This is a genomic window from Rhodococcus sp. H-CA8f (assembly GCF_002501585.1).
Lineage (GTDB): Bacteria > Actinomycetota > Actinomycetes > Mycobacteriales > Mycobacteriaceae > Rhodococcus_F > Rhodococcus_F erythropolis.
The window spans coordinates 4,723,098-4,739,741 of the sequence record NZ_CP023720.1; the positions used below are offsets into that span (position 1 = coordinate 4,723,098).

Annotated in this window: 16 protein-coding genes; 7 read left to right on the forward strand and 9 right to left on the reverse strand. The window is 62.2% G+C overall.

Features of this window, described 5'->3' with window-relative positions; translation table 11 throughout:
• The first annotated feature begins 2 nt into the window (after positions 1-2).
• Positions 3-1,589: a signal peptidase I gene (locus CPI83_RS30755; protein WP_198586312.1), complete on the forward strand. Its 1,587-nt coding sequence runs from the start codon at positions 3-5 to the stop codon at positions 1,587-1,589.
• Positions 1,589-2,185 carry an alternate-type signal peptide domain-containing protein gene (locus CPI83_RS21955; protein WP_046378152.1) on the forward strand — a complete coding sequence of 199 codons (597 nt, stop codon included), beginning with the start codon at positions 1,589-1,591 and terminating at the stop codon, positions 2,183-2,185. Before CPI83_RS30755 ends, CPI83_RS21955 begins: the two co-directional genes overlap by 1 nt.
• A gap of 44 nt (positions 2,186-2,229) precedes the next feature.
• Here CPI83_RS21955 and CPI83_RS21960 read toward each other — a convergent pair whose 3' ends face one another.
• The 3 genes from CPI83_RS21960 to CPI83_RS21970 are packed head-to-tail and all read right to left on the reverse strand — an operon-like array spanning position 2,230 to position 4,350.
• The gene (locus tag CPI83_RS21960; RefSeq protein ID WP_020968824.1) at positions 2,230-3,453 is read right to left on the reverse strand and encodes an O-succinylhomoserine sulfhydrylase; all 1,224 of its coding nucleotides are present in this window, start codon (positions 3,451-3,453) and stop codon (positions 2,230-2,232) included.
• Positions 3,450-3,878, reverse strand: a complete 429-nt coding sequence (locus tag CPI83_RS21965) for a rhodanese-like domain-containing protein (RefSeq protein WP_007726822.1) — start codon at positions 3,876-3,878, stop codon at positions 3,450-3,452. The genes CPI83_RS21960 and CPI83_RS21965 overlap by 4 nt, the downstream gene beginning before the upstream one ends.
• A gap of 46 nt (positions 3,879-3,924) precedes the next feature.
• Positions 3,925-4,350, reverse strand: coding sequence for a hypothetical protein (locus CPI83_RS21970; protein WP_019749485.1), 426 nt, complete (start codon positions 4,348-4,350; stop codon positions 3,925-3,927).
• Between the two features lie 230 nt (positions 4,351-4,580).
• Here CPI83_RS21970 and CPI83_RS21975 point away from each other — a divergent pair, with 230 nt between their 5' ends.
• Both CPI83_RS21975 and CPI83_RS21980 read left to right on the forward strand, forming a co-directional pair.
• Entirely contained in the window at positions 4,581-5,978 is a 1,398-nt protein-coding gene (locus CPI83_RS21975; RefSeq protein ID WP_019749484.1) for an FAD-dependent oxidoreductase, read from the forward strand.
• Positions 5,979-6,087: 109 nt separating this feature from the next.
• A complete protein-coding gene (locus CPI83_RS21980; protein ID WP_024487914.1) occupies positions 6,088-6,927 on the forward strand; it encodes an amidohydrolase family protein in 840 nt (279 codons plus the stop codon).
• Here CPI83_RS21980 and CPI83_RS21985 read toward each other — a convergent pair.
• From CPI83_RS21985 to CPI83_RS31360, 6 genes are all read right to left on the reverse strand, one after another.
• Positions 6,831-7,313, reverse strand: a complete 483-nt coding sequence (locus tag CPI83_RS21985; protein ID WP_019749482.1) for a DUF456 domain-containing protein — start codon at positions 7,311-7,313, stop codon at positions 6,831-6,833. The genes CPI83_RS21980 and CPI83_RS21985 overlap by 97 nt on opposite strands.
• On the reverse strand, positions 7,310-8,545 hold the full coding sequence (gene purT / locus CPI83_RS21990; protein WP_020906658.1) for a formate-dependent phosphoribosylglycinamide formyltransferase: 1,236 nt from the start codon (positions 8,543-8,545) through the stop codon (positions 7,310-7,312). The genes CPI83_RS21985 and purT overlap by 4 nt, the downstream gene beginning before the upstream one ends.
• Before the next feature lie 40 nt (positions 8,546-8,585).
• Positions 8,586-10,091: a GGDEF domain-containing protein gene (locus CPI83_RS21995; protein ID WP_232816781.1), complete on the reverse strand. Its 1,506-nt coding sequence runs from the start codon at positions 10,089-10,091 to the stop codon at positions 8,586-8,588.
• 240 nt (positions 10,092-10,331) lie between these two features.
• Positions 10,332-10,478 carry a hypothetical protein gene (locus tag CPI83_RS22000; protein WP_003944356.1) on the reverse strand — a complete coding sequence of 49 codons (147 nt, stop codon included), beginning with the start codon at positions 10,476-10,478 and terminating at the stop codon, positions 10,332-10,334.
• Between the two features lie 362 nt (positions 10,479-10,840).
• On the reverse strand, positions 10,841-10,963 hold the full coding sequence (locus CPI83_RS31355) for a hypothetical protein (protein ID WP_258955654.1): 123 nt from the start codon (positions 10,961-10,963) through the stop codon (positions 10,841-10,843).
• 210 nt (positions 10,964-11,173) lie between these two features.
• A complete protein-coding gene (locus tag CPI83_RS31360; RefSeq protein ID WP_003944443.1) occupies positions 11,174-11,296 on the reverse strand; it encodes a hypothetical protein in 123 nt (40 codons plus the stop codon).
• Between the two features lie 320 nt (positions 11,297-11,616).
• Here CPI83_RS31360 and CPI83_RS22005 point away from each other — a divergent pair, with 320 nt between their 5' ends.
• The 3 genes from CPI83_RS22005 to CPI83_RS22015 all read left to right on the forward strand — a co-directional run bounded on the left by CPI83_RS22005 (position 11,617) and on the right by CPI83_RS22015 (position 16,621).
• Positions 11,617-13,350: an ABC transporter ATP-binding protein gene (locus CPI83_RS22005; protein ID WP_019749475.1), complete on the forward strand. Its 1,734-nt coding sequence runs from the start codon at positions 11,617-11,619 to the stop codon at positions 13,348-13,350.
• Complete coding sequence (locus tag CPI83_RS22010) at positions 13,347-15,413, forward strand: ABC transporter ATP-binding protein (protein ID WP_019749474.1); 2,067 nt, start codon at positions 13,347-13,349, stop codon at positions 15,411-15,413. The genes CPI83_RS22005 and CPI83_RS22010 overlap by 4 nt, the downstream gene beginning before the upstream one ends.
• Positions 15,414-15,520: 107 nt before the next feature.
• Positions 15,521-16,621, forward strand: coding sequence for a CaiB/BaiF CoA-transferase family protein (locus tag CPI83_RS22015; protein WP_097388229.1), 1,101 nt, complete (start codon positions 15,521-15,523; stop codon positions 16,619-16,621).
• The last annotated feature ends 23 nt before the right edge of the window (positions 16,622-16,644 follow it).

Sequence of the window (16,644 nt, forward strand, 5' to 3'; positions counted from 1 at the left end):
CCGTGTCACGACACACGAAGATGTCACCGAAAGCCTCGACGCCACGTCGGATTCACGAACTTCTGCTCACCCTCGGTGCCCTCGCCGGTCTGGCATCCATCGGATTGTTCATTGCCGGCTTCGCTTTCGGTATCACTCCGCTGATCTTCAAGAGCGGATCGATGTCTCCCACGATCGAGACCGGTGCTCTGGCATTCGCGCGCACCGTGCCTGCTTCGGAAGTTCAGGTCGGTGACATCGTCAGTGTCTACGACAACCAAGGCGTTCGAATCACCCATCGTGTCGAGACGGTCGAGCAGCAAGACAACAATCTTGCAATTGCACAGCTGCGCGGCGACGCGAATCCCGTCACAGACCCAGATCCTTACGTCATCACCGAAGCGGATCGAGTTTTCTTCAGCATCAACCGCCTCGGCTACGTGGCCGTCTGGCTGTCCGGACCGAGTGGGCTTGTGCTTGGTGCGATTGCTGTCGGAGGACTGCTGTACATCGCATTTCGCCCACGGAAAAGACCGGATGAAGGGGAACCCAGGCTGGATCGTCAGGACGCACACGGCGATTCCCACGCCTTCAAGGCAATCATCGCATTGGCAACGGTCGGTCTCAGCGTGGCGGGCATTGCGAACATCGGCGGAACACAGGCCGCCTTCACGGGCATGGCGACAGCGGGAAGCATTTCGTTCACCACTGCTGCGAGCTTTCCGAAACCTCCCGCGTCAATGACCTGCTCGGACAAGGGAACTTCCGTCGTGCTCGCTTGGCCTGGCGTTGCCACGGATACATTTCGAATCATCGTCCGAAACGCAACCAACACCACCCAACCTCCGCTGATCAGAGACGTGACCGGCCTCTCGACGACCCTGACGTTGTCCGATCTGCCGAGCGGCGGGATTCTCCTGTCGAACACGAACTACGACGTCGAATTACACGGACTCGTTGGAACTTACGTGACACCGGAATACACCGGGTACCGCATCAGCAGTTCGACACTGCTCATCATCCTCAATGACATGGCGTGTGTATCCGGACCCACGAGCGGAACCACGGCAGCCTCAGCTCCGGCCGCTCGTTCGGCGCTGGTTGCACAAGCTCCGAGTGCGACGACCACCACCTCCACCGCAGCGGTCAGTTCGACCACACCTTCACCCACGACTACTCCGAGCGCATCAACAACCTCGCAGGCCACGACAACCACCAGCACAACTACACCTTCGACAACCACCTCGTCACCGGCTACAACTACTCCGTCCACAACGACAACAACAACGACCATGACAACGACACCCACAACAACTACGCCCACCCCGAGCGAGGTTCCCATCGACGCCCCGGCGGCCACGACCGGCTTCAGCGCACAGAAGCTCTCGACTGCCAGTGGAACCGTTGTATCCGTGTCGAATTCATCGGGCACCGAGGTGTATCGGGGTGCCGTGGACAATGACGCTGTACTGCATTGGCTCACCGGTACCGATCAGTTGTACGTGATCACCACGTCCGGAGTCACCGCCATCGACACGTCAACGGGAGTCTGGGCCGAATCTCCTGCCCCGAGCGAACTTCCGGACGAAGTCAAGGCGCTGGTGCCGTGATGAAGAAGACGACGAAGGCTGCAATGGCAGTCGCCGCGGCCGGAGCTGTATTGCTCGGCGGCTCGGGCACATTGGCGAAATGGACGGACAGTACGACCCTGACGAGCGCCGCTGTCCAGTCCGGGACCCTGGATCTGGGAGCATGCGTGACCACGAGCGGCGGGGGGTGGTATTCGCAGGTCTACGTCAACGCGCCCACCAATCCGAATCCACTCGTATATATCCCGGACATCACTACCTACCGACTCAAGCCCGGATTCAACTACACGTATTTCTGCGATTCGAAGGTGATGGCCACCGGCCCACGTCTGAAAGCGAACGTGACGGTCGACAAGACCAAGTTGAGTGGCGGGCTCGCGACCGCCAGTGTCGATCTCCGCACGTACGTCACGGATCAGAGCAACAATCTTCTGTACGACAGCACGGCACCGACGCCGAACCTCATTCCGGTCACATCGGCGTTGAACAACACCAACCTGACCGCGCAGGTGCTGTTCACGATCTACCCCGCCGACACGACAAGCTCAGGTCTCACACTGAATACGACGGCGTTGACGATCGACGTCAAACAACTGGGTCTGACACCTTCGCCGTAGAACGCCTCGCCAAACGAAGTTCGAGGGCAAGGCGTTCTACCGGATCAGCCGAGGGCTCGCTTCAGATCAGCCAAGAGATCGGCGGTATCTTCCAGCCCCACCGACAAACGCACAACGCCGTCTGTAAGACCCACTGCTGCACGGCCTTCCGGACCCATGGCCCGGTGCGTTGTGGTTGCGGGGTGGGTGATCAACGACTTGGAATCACCCAAGTTGTTGGAGATGTCGATGACGCGCAGGCCGTTGAGAACCTCGAACGCCCGCTTCTTGCCCTCGCCGTCAGGCGCATTGAGCTCGAACGTGACTACAGTTCCGCCGCCGCTCATTTGAGACTTCGCGAGCTCGTGCTGCGGGTGCGAAGTCAGGTACGGATACTTGACCCACTTGACGCCGGAGTGCCCTTCGAGGAATTCGGCGATCTCGAGTGCCGAAGCCACGGAATGCCGAATACGGACCGGCATGGTCTCGAGACCCTTGAGCAGAGTCCACGCATTGAACGGGCTGAGCGCAGGACCGGTGTGCCGCATCAGTTCTCGGACGGGACCGCTGATGTATTCCTCGGTGCCGAGGATCGCGCCGCCGAGCACGCGGCCTTGACCGTCGATGTGCTTGGTACCGGAGTACACCACGACGTCGGCGCCCAGATCGAGGCTGCGCTGCAGAAGCGGCGTCGCGAAGACGTTGTCCAGCACTACCTTTGCACCGGCAGCATGAGCAAGCTCCGACACCCGCCGAACGTCGACGAGGGACTGCATCGGGTTGGACGGCGTCTCGAAGAACACGGCAGTGGTCGGCACGGACAGCGCCTCTTCCCACTGCGCGTTGTCCTCACCGTCGACGAAAACAACCTCGACGCCCCAGCGCGGAAGTATCTCGTTGCACACGACAAAGCAGGATCCGAAGAGGCTGCGCGCGGCAACCAATCGGTCGCCGTTGGCCAACAGTGCGCCCAACGCCGTGAAGACTGCCGACATTCCGCTGGCCGTCGCAAAGCACGCTTCTGCGCCTTCGATGAGACGCAAACGCTCTTCGAACATCTTGACCGTCGGATTGCCATAGCGGGAGTAGACAAAATGATCCACCTCGCCGGTGAAGGCTTGTTCGGCGGCTTCTGCACTCTCGTAGACGAATCCGGAGTTGAGGAACAGCGCTTCGGAAGTCTCCTCGAACCCGGTACGCATCAGTCCACCGCGAACACCGAGAGTGCCGAGACCGACGTCGTCCGGCAGCGCTCGTTGAAATGCGCCACCCTGGGGAATTCCGCTCACTGCTGCCTCCATGGCAAGCCGATGGCCCGCCAACCTACAAGTCCGCGATGTCCGTCGGCACCCAATGCGCCTTCGAACCCGTCGAGCACGTTGTACGACGGGCCGATGCCCGCCGCAGTCGCAGCTTCCGCCGCACCGATGGAACGTTGTCCGGATCGACACAGGAAGATCACCGGACGCTCCGACCCGGAGGAATCGGCGGTGATGCCGGCTTCCTTCAACTGGTCGACGAAGTTGTCATTGCGCGCGCCGGTCGGGTGGCTCACCCATTCGATCAGTGCGGCCTGCTTGCCGAGGGAGGAAACATCGGGGACACCGACGTACTTCCACTCCGCATCGGTCCGCACGTCGACCAGCACGGCGTCGGGGTTTTCGCGGAGCAGCTCCCAGGCTTGCTCCGGCGTCAGATCGCCTGCGTAACTCACGTAGTCCATGTTTTCACAAGACTGCCGTGAGCGCCTGAGCGGGCCGTCAGTTACAGACGACCCAACGGTTGCCATCACGGGTCAGGGCCCAGGTCGAGACCCGCTCGCCCGCTCCGCCGCCGGTGATCGTCACGTCGGCCCTGGCGCGATCCCCGTTGACCACGACCCCGTCCACACCCTTCAGTTCGACCGTCCCGTCGACTCCGGCCATCGGACCAGTGCTCGAATTGAAGCTCGCGCAGGTCAGGGTCTTGACCGTCTCCGCGTCATTTCGATTCTCGGCATCGACGTAGTCGGTGACGGAGCGGCTCACGCGGTCCGACTCGGTGACGTTCTCCTCGGCCGGCGAGATCCACGACGCGACGAAGATTCCACCCAGAATCAAGGCGACGATGGCAACAGCCAAGAGGAACGGCCCCGCAGACGCCTTCTTGCCATCGATGTTGTCGGATTCGCGAAGCTCGTCACTCATAACGCCAATACTCCCCCACAACTTGAAATTGTGGCCCGTCAAGGACCAGGCCCCTACCCCGAATACCCGAGACAACGGGAGAATGGGAAGAAAGAATAGGTTTACCCACAACCGATCGAGTGAGAGTGTGGATCCGTTCGGCCGCAACCGAGGCACTGTGCTTAGGTTCGGCTAAATTGGATACTTGTCGATATGTTGTCCGAACTTCGAAGAAGGTAGCTGTCCTCACGATGACTGACTCCAACCGCCCACTCCGGGTCGCGATCGTCGGCGCCGGCCCCGCCGGCATCTACGCCGCCGACGCCCTCATGAAATCCGACACCGCAGTCTCCGGCCGCGGCGTCAGCATCGACCTCTTCGAGCGCATGCCCGCGCCCTTCGGCCTGATTCGTTACGGCGTCGCGCCTGATCATCCGCGCATCAAGGGCATCATCACCGCTCTGCACAAGGTGCTCGACAAGCCTCAGGTCCGCCTGCTGGGCAACATCGACTACGGCACCGACATCACCCTCGACGACCTGCAGTCGTTCTACGACGCGGTCATCTTCTCGACCGGCGCCAACGCCGACCGCGCGCTCGGCATCCCGGGTATCGAACTCGACGGCAGCTATGGCGCGGCCGACTTCGTCTCCTGGTACGACGGCCACCCCGACGTACCGCGTACGTGGCCGCTCGAAGCCGAGAAGGTCGCTGTCCTCGGCGTGGGCAACGTTGCGCTCGACATCGCCCGCGTCCTAGCCAAGACCGGCGACGAACTGCTGCCGACCGAGATCCCCGCCAACGTCTACGAGGGCCTCAAGAACAACAAGGCCGTCGAGGTTCACGTCTTCGGACGCCGTGGCCCGGCCCAGGCCAAGTTCACGCCTCTCGAACTGCGTGAGCTCGACCATTCCCCGACCATCGAGGTCATCGTCGACCCCGAGGACATCGACTACGACGAGGGCTCCGAGCAGGCTCGCCGCAACTCCAAGCAGGTCGACATGGTCGCGAACACGCTGCAGGACTGGGCAATCCGCGATGTCGGAGCCCGCCCCCACAAGCTGTTCCTGCACTTCTTCGAATCTCCCACGGAGATCCTCGGTGAAGACGGCAAGGTCGTCGGCCTGCGCACCGAGCGCACTCAGCTCGACGGCACCGGCAACGTCAAGGGCACCGGCACGTACAAGGACTGGGATGTCCAGGCCGTGTACCGCGCCGTCGGTTACCTCTCGCAGAACGTCACGCAGCTGCCGTTCGACGACCAGGCGGGCACCGTCCCCAACGACGCCGGACGCGTCGTCGCCGACGACAACGCCGAGGGCGCAGCCCGGTTCATGCCGGCCACCTACGTCACCGGCTGGATCAAGCGCGGCCCCGTCGGCCTCATCGGCCACACGAAGGGTGACGCCAACGAAACCGTCGCGAATCTTCTCGAGGATTCCGTCGGCTTCGCCGGCGCCGCGAACCCCGACGAGAACGCTGTCATCGAGTTCCTCGAAGGCAAGCAGGTGCCGTACACGACCTGGCAGGGCTGGTACCGCCTCGACGCGCACGAGCGCAGCCTGGGCGAGCCCGAAGGCCGTGAGCGCATCAAGGTCGTCGAGCGTCACGACATGCTGAAGGCGTCCGAGCCCGACCGCGCGAACTGAGTGCGCAGAAGTAACTGAACAGAAGCCCTCCACCGGCCCGACGCGACCCAGGTCACATCGGGCCGGTGGTGTGTGCGGGGACCCAGGGCAACAGGGCAAAATAGACCCCGTGTTTGACGCCCACGTGCATATCATCGACCCGCGCTTCCCGCTGGTCGAGAATCACGGGTACCTGCCTGAGCCCTTCACCGTGGCCGATTACCGGGCCCGGCTTGCCTCACTGAAGGGCCTGAGTGTTGACGGCGGCGCTGTGGTGACCGCGTCGTACCAGGGCAATGACCAGGAATACCTGAAAGCCGCCTTGTCCGAACTCGGCGAAGGCTGGGTGGGCGTCACTGCTTTGCCGCTCGATGCGACGGACGAAGACATCGTTGCGCTGGACGCGCTGGGAGTGCGCGCCGTCCGATTCAATCTGCGCCGAGGCGCCACCGACCTGCGTCTACTCGCCGATCTCGCCAACCGCGCATTCGATCTGGTCGGCTGGCACGCCGAGTTCTACGTCGATGCCACGCTGTTGCTGTCGCTGGAACCCGTCTTCGCCAAATTGCCGGCGGTGAGCATCGACCACTTGGGAATGTCCACCCGCGGACTGCCGTATCTCCTGAACCTCGTCGACCGCGGGGTACGCGTCAAAGCCACCGGGTTCGGACGCACCACCATCTCCGACGTCGGCGACGTGCTTCGCCAGATCCACGCGGTCAACCCCGCTGCGCTGATGTTCGGCACCGATCTACCCGGCACACGGGCACGTCGAGCGTTCGAGGTCCACGACCTGGACGTGATCGCCGAAGCTGTCGGCGACGACCTGTCCGCGGTCATGTGCGACAACGCCCGCTCCTGGTACCGCTGCGCTCAAGTGAACGCGACGGCTCCCAGCCACAGCCCCGCCGCGATCAGCGCTCCGAACAGTTCCACCAGCATGGACAATCCGACTGCCTTCACCGCGTGAAGCGTCGACGACCAGGCGATGTCGTAACGGCGCAGCCGCGCTAGTTCGGCGAAATACGTTCCGACGATGAATCCGAGGAACAAGCCCACGACCGGAATCACGAAGAACCCGATGATGCCGACGACTCCGCCGACCACCACCGACAGGTTGGGCACTCCCCCGGACTTCATCCGCTTGCCTGGCCAGGTGTACTTCACGATCCCGGTGACCACCAGTGCCAGCGTCGACAGCGCGAACACCGTCCACGCCGTCGCGCCACCGGTCATGATCGCCCACACCAGAATTGCACCGAAAACGAGAAGTGTCCCCGGAAGAATCGGAACGACGACACCGATCAGACCGACCAGGATGACCAGCCCGACGAGGACCTCGGCCACAGGACTCATCCGACGGGACGCACCTTCGACGCGGCCTCGCGAGCACGGGCGCGTGCAGTCGGCACATCGGCGGCCGTCGACACTGCAACACCCATGCGACGACGCGTGAAGCTCTCGGGCTTGCCGAAGAGCCGCAGGTCCGTCTCGGGAACCGAGAGTGCCTCGGCGACGCCGTCGAATCCGATCCCCTTGGCCTCCATTCCGCCGTAGATCACCGCCGATGCTCCCGGCACCGTGAGCGTCGTGTCGACCGGCAAGCCCAGGATCGCGCGGGCATGCAGCTCGAACTCCGAAAGTCGCTGCGTCCGCAGAGTCACCAATCCGGTGTCGTGCGGCCGTGGGCTCACTTCGGAGAAGAAGACGTCGTCGCCCTTCACGAATAGCTCGACGCCGAAGATGCCTCGCCCGCCCAGAGCCGTGGTCACCTTCTCGGCGACGTCTCGGGCCGAGGCGAGGGCAACTGCGGACATCTGCTGCGGCTGCCACGATTCGATGTAGTCACCGGCTTCCTGCAGGTGCCCGATCGGCTCGCAGAACGACGTCTCGACCTGACCGCTCTCACCGACGGCGCGAACCGTCAATTGTGTTATCTCGTAATCGAAATCGACAAAACCCTCGACGATCACCCGGCCGTGATTCACACGACCTCCGGCCATCGCGTAATCCCATGCGGCGTCGAGATCTTCGGCGGATCGAACCGTCGACTGTCCCTTCCCCGACGAGGACATGACGGGCTTGATGACGCACGGGAAACCGATTCGGTCTGTCGCTGCCTGCACTTCGGCAAGCGAGTCCGCGAAAGCGTACGGCGAAGTGGGCAGGCCCAACTCCTCGGCCGCGAGCCGACGGATCCCCTCACGGTTCATCGTGAGCTGGGTGGCGCGGGCGGTGGGAATGACCACCGCGGCCCCGCGTTCTTCAACGAGTGCAAGCGCATCCGTCGCAATGGCCTCGATCTCAGGAACCACGAAGTGAGGCTTTTCCAACTCGATGACGGCAAGCAGCGCTTCCGGATCGGTCATGTCGACGGTATGCGCACGATGAGCCACCTGGTGTCCAGGGGCATCGGGATACCGATCCACCGCAATCACTTCGACGCCCAGACGCTGCAACGCGATGACAACTTCCTTACCCAACTCGCCTGATCCCAACATCATCACGCGGATGGAGTTCTCGGTCAGGGGAGTTCCGAATCGGAGCGGAAGCGTCGGCAGGGGCGAAGGCGTCGAATCAAGCTGCATGGGTGCGACTATATGCCAATCCCGATGCAGGTCAGCGCAGTTATCGGCCGTCCACCACACCTTCGCGGCCAAATCCTCGCCTGATCGTTCGTGGTATGTCAGGTTTGCGATAGGTGCGGGTGGCCATATCCGGCTCGGAATTCCGTTGCGGCAATGCATCGTTGCCGAGCCGGCGCACTTTCACGAGGTTGCGCCCGGCGCGCTTGGCTTCGTACAGAGCCTCGTCCGCGACGCTCATGAGGGTGGTCAACGCCGGCGTCGCATGATCGACCCACGCGACGCCGACACTGACGGTGCTCGTCACTTCTGATTCGGCCGAGTACTCGACTTGCGCGCCGCGGACCGCCTCGGCCACATCGACTGCTCGCGCGTAGCTGCAGTCCGGAAGCAGAATGGCGAACTCCTCGCCGCCGAGCCTTCCGATCAGATCGCCGTCCGACAATCGGTCAGCGGCCCGTTCGGCGAAGTTGGCGAGAACGCTGTCACCGGTCATATGTCCATGCGTGTCGTTGATGCTCTTGAAGTGGTCCAGGTCGAGCATCAGCAGGCCGACCGGGGATTGTGTGCGAGCCGCGGCGGCAAGCTCCGATTCCGCATGCCCGAGAAACGCACCACGCGAGAGGACCCCGGTCAGATGGTCGAATTCGACAGCAAGGAAGAGCTCACGCTCGGCAGCGCGACGTTCCTCGGTCGCACAGGCAACCGCGATCGGACCCAACGCGATCAGCGTGACGGCAATGGCCGTGATGACGTCCTCGTTCCACGTCGAGGCGGCTTGATCTCCGATATCGAGTCGACCGCTACCCGCCATCATGAGCGACCACACCGACCAGACCACGGAAACGAAGGCAGTGCTCGGAACCGAGATGCGAGTGGCGCACCACAGGAGAGCCGGAATCGGAAGGACCAGCGCGATCGGCCCTTCGATACTGAGGGCGATCGGCACGCAGGCTGCAGTGGCGAGTAGCGGAACGCTCATAGCGGCGACGGTTTTGGCAGTCAGTTTGCTGCGGAACTCAGCAAGGCTCGACGGGATGGTGAGAGTGAGAATGAGAGGAAGGACCAGCAGGTACGCCATGACCTCGGTGGCGCCCCAGTGGAAAAACGTGTCGGTAAATGACTGACCGCGTAAGAGCCGGTCCAAGGCGCCGGCAGTGGCCGCGGTACCAGTCGCCGCGACGAACGAGACGAAGACCATCCACACCAGCGACTGCGAATCGACCAATCGGAACGGTGTGCGCTTCAAGTAGTACAGAACAAGAACACCGACTGTGACTCCGGCGAGGTTCGCCCCGTTCAACTGCACCGCAAGCGAGAGCGAGTTGCCGGTGATCAGGTCAGCGCAGACGTATCCGACAGCCGCAGCGATCCACGTCGGCCACTCGATCAGGACCGGCCATCTGACCATCATTCCCAGCAGAATGGCGTTGGCGCACCAGAATGTCGCGAGCAACCCTGGTGGGCGCGTGAGGATGCCGATCAACGAAGCCGCAAGTACAACGGCCAGCACTAGGAGAAGGCGCAGAAAGCGACTCGTCCCTACCATGCGTCACCTCGCGGTCGGCTACCTCTGAATTCGGGAGCACCGGACGTCGCGGTGACCGTATGCCGATGTCGTCGAACCATCGTACGCAGGTGCTGCCACTCACAGTTCTGTGTTCACACGCCAAAACGGCAACTACGAAGATCTCCGCAAACGCGGGTGCCCTCCGGCCACGACAGTGGACAGAGGGCACCTGCATGCAATCCGATTGGCAGAGCCGAATGGACCTGCCGGAAGGGATGACTACTCGGCGGATCCGCTGGACAGACCCGAGAGTGAACCGGTGGACGAGCCCTCGCCCTCGCCGGACAGCGATTCGGTGGGAACGGACTTGAGGAAAGCTCCGAGCGCGGTGAGCAGGGGTCCGAGGGTGCTGAGTGATCCGAACATAGGAGGTTCTCCTGTTTGTGAGGTGGTGTGATGTTCCAGCGCCATTCCGGCCGCAGGCGGTGGCCGAGATGGTTCGGGAACTTCTGCCGCGCGGATGGCTGAACCGCCCCCCGAACAACATCCCGAGCTGTGATGTAGCGCACTAACTTGGCGCTGCCTGCATTTATAGACTGACTGCCCACACTTGTCTAGCTACCGAATAGCTACCAACTTGAACTGTCGGTAACACCTTCTGGCATAATTGCAGTTCAGAGGCCAAATAGACGGTTCGAAATATCCTATAATGCGATTTAGCTCACAATTGAAATGCAAAAAGTGTGGCCCGCAGACAACCGCGAGCCACACTTTCGGACAAACGGGACTTACTTGTCAGCCGCCGATCCGCTACCCGGGGTGAGCGAGCCACCACCGAGTGCCGTGAACAGGTCCTTGAGTACCGGAATGAACGTCTTGACGACGCCGCTGAAGTCTTCGAATGAACCCATGTCGGGCCTCCTTATGTCGGGATGCAGTTGAAATGAAGTGGGGACCGAGAATTACTCGGCAGTGGAACCAGCCGAACCCGAGCCGTCCGCCGATCCCGCGTTCAACTTGGTCACGAATGCGAGAACGCTCTTAAGGAAGGCGTCGAGATTCTGAATCGAGGTCATGCGACTACTCCTGTGTTGTTTCGGAAGAATTGTTGTGGTCGAACGTCAGGAGTTCGAGCTCGCGGTGTCCAGCCCCTGAAGGGTCTTCAGCATGTTGACCAGGGGAAGAAGCTGGAGAATGCCCCAGCCCATGCCGTTGGCCTTGAGAAGGTTTCCGAGGGATCCCATGTGTGACTCCTTGCATGAATATCTATGACGCGGCGCACGTTTTGTTCGCTCCGCCTCTTTGTAGCCAAGCTAAATACGTACGTCCAGTTTGTTTCTATCCAAGAAGGACCGTGACATATTGGAGCAATGTGTAAACCAGCAGTTCAGGCCCTGTGACCTGAAACCAATATCGAATTCAAGTGTGTTGGACATCACATTCGATTTGGACAAATGGATGCAATCGTCAGAGTCGGTGCCAACCTCGACCACGATCTGTCATACCGTGTGCTTGTGATCAATCGCGAACGAGCGGCAACCGAAGCAACTCACCGGGAACCGTCGTGCTAGCAAAACTCCTCAAGGCGTACCTGCCGCCGTACCGCTGGTTGCTTGCCGGGGTCCTCGCACTTCAACTCTTCGGGGCCATCGCGTCGTTAGTCCTCCCCACGCTCAACGCTCGGATCATCGACGACGGTGTCGCCCGAGGCGACACCGGATTCATCATGTCCACCGGCGGGATCATGCTGCTGGTCTCGCTTGCGTCGATCATCGCGTCGGTCGCGTCGACCTATCTGGCGGCAAAATCGTCGATGGGCTTCGGCCACGACGTTCGAGGCGCCTTTTACAAGGCCGTCGGCAGCTTCTCTGATCGCGAATTCAACAGTTTCGGTGCGCCGACGCTGATCACACGGAACACCAACGACGTCCTGCAGATCCAGGCCCTGGTCATGCTGACGTCCTCGATGCTCGTCAGCGCCCCACTGATGTGTATCGGCGGCATCATCATGGCGCTGCGCGAGAACCTGCAGATGTCCTGGCTCCTGACGATTTCGGTACCACTGCTCGGCATCACCGTCTCGGTCGTGGTGGCCAAGCTGATCCCGCATTTCCGGACGATGCAGACGCGGATCGACAACATCAATCGATCACTGCGCGAACAGCTCACCGGTATGCGTGTCATTCGCGCATTCGTTCGAGAACCCGACGAGACGATCCGCTTCGACAAAGCCAACAAGGAACTGACCGACACCTCGCTCCTCATCGGTCGTTACCAGGCGGTTCTGCTGCCCACCGTCATGTTGATCGCCAACCTGTCGAGCGTCGCGGTGCTGTGGTTCGGCGCGCATCTGGTCGATACCGGCGACATGCAGATCGGGCAGATCAGCGCCTTCCTCGCCTACGTCATGCAGATCCTGATGTCCGTGGTAATGGCGACCATGTTGGCCGTCGTGATCCCCCGCGCGGCCGTGTGTGCCGACCGCATCACCGAGGTACTCGACACCGAGCCGACCGTGCCCGCGCCGGCCCAGCCCCTTCGCCCGACCAGCCCCTACGGCGTTGTCGAGTTCGGTGGAGCCGGATTCACGTATCCGGGAGCCGAAACGCCGGTCCTGTCGAATGTCTCGATGCGATGCATGCCAGGAACGGTCACCGCGATCGTTGGCAGTACCGGTAGTGGCAAATCGACCCTCGTCTCACTCATCCCCCGACTCTTCGACGTCACGGCCGGCGCCGTCTTGGTCGACGGCTTGGACGTGCGTGGCTGGGATCAGGACGAACTCTTCGCCAACTTCGGATACGTGCCCCAGAAGGCGTACCTGTTCGCCGGCACGATCGCGAGCAACATCCGCTACGGAAACCCGACCGCCACCGACGACGACATCTGGGCAGCCCTCACCATCGCCCAGGCAGACGACTTCGTCCGGGAACTGTCCGACGGTCTCGAGTCTCCGATCGCGCAGGGCGGCGGCAATCTCTCGGGCGGACAGAAACAACGTCTCGCCATCGCCAGAGCTGTGGTCCGCAGACCCCGGATCTTCGTCTTCGACGATTCGTTCTCCGCACTCGACATGCACACCGACGCCGCGGTCCGACGCGAACTCCGCACGGTATCGACTCATTCGACGGTCATCATCGTCGCGCAGCGCGTCGCGTCCATCATCGATGCCGACCAGATCATGGTCCTCGAAGACGGCGCTCCGGTCGGTCTCGGCGACCATCAGTTCCTTCTGGCCAACTGTCCGACGTACCAAGAGATCGTGGCTTCCCAGATTCCCGCGGAGATGAGCGCATGACCAGCCCGCAGGACCCGACGTGGGGCAGCCCCAACAGCCAGTACTTCGACGATGCCCCGACGGTGGTGTTCGCCAAGATCCCGAGCGAACCTGAATCCGCGGACGGGGATGCGAAGTCGAGTAACCCCGAGAACCCCGACAAAGAGCCGAAGCCCGCGCTGACCGCGACGGACACCAAACCTCGCCACTTCAAGGCGACGATGAAGCGGCTTCTCTCGCTTCTGCAGCCACACAAGTTTGCGGTCGTCTGTGTCGTCGTTGCGACGATCGCCAGCATCGCGCTCTCCGTCGCGGTGCCGAAGATCCTCGGTCACGCGACAGACCTCATCTTCGCCGGGTTCATCGGCAAGAGCCTGCCCGCCGGACTGACCCGCGATCAGGCAGCAGAGGCGATCCGCGCATCAGGAAATTCGACGTTCGCCGACCTCGTCGCCAACTCGACCGACGTCGTTCCCGGTGTAGGTCTGAACTTCGACGCCATCGGCAAAGTCGTCATGCTCGCGATCGTCGTGTACTTGCTCTCGTCGCTACTTGCCTGGTTGGAAGCATTCCTCCTCAACATCATCGTCCAGAAGACCATCTACAACCTGCGTGCCTCGGTCGAGGCGAAGCTTCACCGTCTCCCCCTTCCATACTTCGACAAGACACCTCGCGGCGAGATCCTCAGCCGCGTCACCAACGACATCGACAACATCTCGTCGACGTTGTCGTCGACGTTGACCTCGCTCCTGACGTCGGTGCTCACCGTCCTCGGCGTCCTGACAATGATGTTCGTCATCTCTCCGATGCTCGCCCTGATCGCACTGATCGCGGTGCCGGTATCGGTGCTCCTCGTTGCCAGGGTCGCCAAGCGTGCACAGGTGTTGTACAAGGCTCAGTGGACCGAGACGGGCAAGATCAACGCACAGATCGAAGAGAACTACAGCGGTCGCGACCTGGTACGCGTGTACGGGCATCAGGCCGAAGCCGAGCGTGAATTCGCCGAGCAGAACAAGAAACTCCTCGACGCGTCCTTCGGCGCACAGTTCCTCTCCAGCCTGATCATGCCGGTCATGAACTTCGTCGGAAACATCACCTACGTGCTGCTCGCTGTGGTCGGCGCACTCAAGGTCGCCAGCGGCAACATGTCACTCGGTGACGTTCAGGCGTTCATCGTCTATTCGCGCCAGTTCAGCCAACCACTCACGCAGATCGCGTCCATGTCGACGAGCCTGCAGTCCGGAGCAGCGTCGGCCGAGCGGGTCTTCGAGCTTCTCGACGAACCCGAGCAGTCGCCCGACATCGACGTGCCACTAATGCCCGAGCCTGCCGGACGCCATCGCAACGTCGGACACATCGAGTTCGAGAACGTCTCGTTCCGCTACGAGCCGGACAAGCCGTTGATCGAGAACGTGTACCTGACGGCTCGGCCCGGGCAGATGGTCGCCATCGTCGGACCCACCGGTGCCGGCAAGACCACCTTGGTCAACCTGCTCATGCGCTTCTACGAAGTCGACTCGGGCCGAATCACTCTCGACGACGTCGACATCTCGCAGATGCGCCGCTCCGACTTGCGCAAGCACGTCGGCATGGTCCTGCAGGACACCTGGCTCTTCGGCGGAACGATCCGCGACAACATCGCGTACGGCCGGCTCGACGCCAGTGAATACGAGATCCACGAAGCCGCACGCGCTGCCTTCGTCGACCGCTTCATCCACACGCTCCCGGACGGGTACGACACCGTGCTGGACGAGGAGGCATCGAACATCAGCTCCGGCGAGAAGCAGCTCATCACGATTGCCCGAGCATTCCTGTCGGAGCCGTCGCTGCTGATTCTCGACGAGGCGACCAGCTCGGTCGACACACGTACGGAACAGCTTGTGCAGCAAGCAATGTCCGCGTTGCGCGTCGGGCGCACCAGCTTCATCATCGCGCACCGGCTCTCCACCATCCGTAACGCCGATCTGATCGTCGTGATGGAGGCGGGCAAGATCGTCGAGCAGGGCACACACGACGAACTCATCGCAGCGGCGGGCGCGTACTTCCGTCTCTACAACGCTCAGTTCGAGGGTGCCGCCGTCTAGTGATCGGCGCCTCCCTCGGCGGACACAGTGCCCCGGAGCACACCTGACCGATTCGACACGTTACCGTCGAGTCAGGAGTGTTGTCACCGTCTGAATTGGGAGTGCGTGTGTCTGCAGAAGCTGTGGAGAAGAAGGGCCCGCTCGCGGGCATTCGGATCGTGGAATTCGCTGGATTGGGACCGGGCCCGCACGCCGCGACGCTTTTGGCGGACATGGGCGCCGACATCGTCATCGTGCAGCGCGCAGGGCAGATTCCGCAGGACTCGAACGCAACCGACCAGATCAAGCGCGGCCGCCGCATCGTCGAGGCCAACCTGAAGGATCCGGCCGACGTCGCCAAGGTTCTCGATCTCCTGGGCCGCGCCGACGTCCTCATCGAGGGCTTCCGCCCCGGCGTCATGGAACGCATGGGACTCGGACCCGACGTGGTGTCGGAGCGCAATCCGCGCCTCGTTTACGCCCGTATGACGGGCTGGGGACAGGAAGGACCGCTCGCCAACGCCGCCGGTCACGACATCAACTACATCTCACTGACCGGTGTCCTCAACGCCATCGGACGCAAGGGTGAACGCCCCGTCCCGCCGCTCAACATGGTCGGCGATTTCGGCGGCGGTTCCATGTTCCTGATCTTCGGCATTCTGTCGGCTCTCGTCGAGCGCTCGACGTCCGGTAAGGGCCAGGTCGTCGACGCGGCGATGGTCGACGGAACCCTCGCGCTCTCGCACATGATGTGGGCATTCCGCGGTCGCGGCGTCTGGTCCGACGAGCGCGGCGTCAACCTCCTCGACACCGGCGCTCCGTTCTACGACACCTACGAGACCTCCGACGGCAAGTACATGGCCGTCGGATCCATCGAACCGCAGTTCTACGCATTGTTGCTCGAGGGCCTCGAACTCGATCCCGCGACGCTCCCTCACCAGATGGACACGTCCAAGTGGGACGACATGAAGACGCTCTTCACCGAAAAGTTCTTGTCCAAGACTCGCGACGAGTGGGCCAAGATCTTCCTCGGCACCGACGCCTGCGTCTCCCCTGTCCTGACTTTCGCCGAGGCTCCGTCCAACGAACACATCGCGGCCCGCGGTTCGCTCATCGAACTCGACGGCGTCACTCAGCATGCTCCCGCACCGCGCTTCTCGCGCACGCCCACCACGATGCCTGCTGCGCCGGCGCGTGAGGCGACGGATATCGACACGGTCTGGACCTAGGGCCTTCGGCCCCGTGCGCGGTT

Excerpts from the sequence above, each read along its gene's own strand:
- purT (WP_020906658.1), bottom strand. The coding sequence starts at position 8,545 with ATGCAGCTTGATTCGACGCCTTCGCCCCTGCCGACGCTTCCGCTCCGA.
- CPI83_RS22000 (WP_003944356.1), bottom strand. The coding sequence starts at position 10,478 with ATGTTCGGATCACTCAGCACCCTCGGACCCCTGCTCACCGCGCTCGGA.
- CPI83_RS21955 (WP_046378152.1), top strand. The coding sequence starts at position 1,589 with ATGAAGAAGACGACGAAGGCTGCAATGGCAGTCGCCGCGGCCGGAGCT.
- CPI83_RS22010 (WP_019749474.1), top strand. The coding sequence starts at position 13,347 with ATGACCAGCCCGCAGGACCCGACGTGGGGCAGCCCCAACAGCCAGTAC.
- CPI83_RS31360 (WP_003944443.1), bottom strand. The coding sequence starts at position 11,296 with ATGGGATCCCTCGGAAACCTTCTCAAGGCCAACGGCATGGGCTGGGGC.
- CPI83_RS31355 (WP_258955654.1), bottom strand. The coding sequence starts at position 10,963 with ATGGGTTCATTCGAAGACTTCAGCGGCGTCGTCAAGACGTTCATTCCG.
- CPI83_RS21985 (WP_019749482.1), bottom strand. The coding sequence starts at position 7,313 with ATGAGTCCTGTGGCCGAGGTCCTCGTCGGGCTGGTCATCCTGGTCGGT.
- CPI83_RS21970 (WP_019749485.1), bottom strand. The coding sequence starts at position 4,350 with ATGAGTGACGAGCTTCGCGAATCCGACAACATCGATGGCAAGAAGGCG.
- CPI83_RS21975 (WP_019749484.1), top strand. The coding sequence starts at position 4,581 with ATGACTGACTCCAACCGCCCACTCCGGGTCGCGATCGTCGGCGCCGGC.
- CPI83_RS21995 (WP_232816781.1), bottom strand. The coding sequence starts at position 10,091 with ATGGTAGGGACGAGTCGCTTTCTGCGCCTTCTCCTAGTGCTGGCCGTT.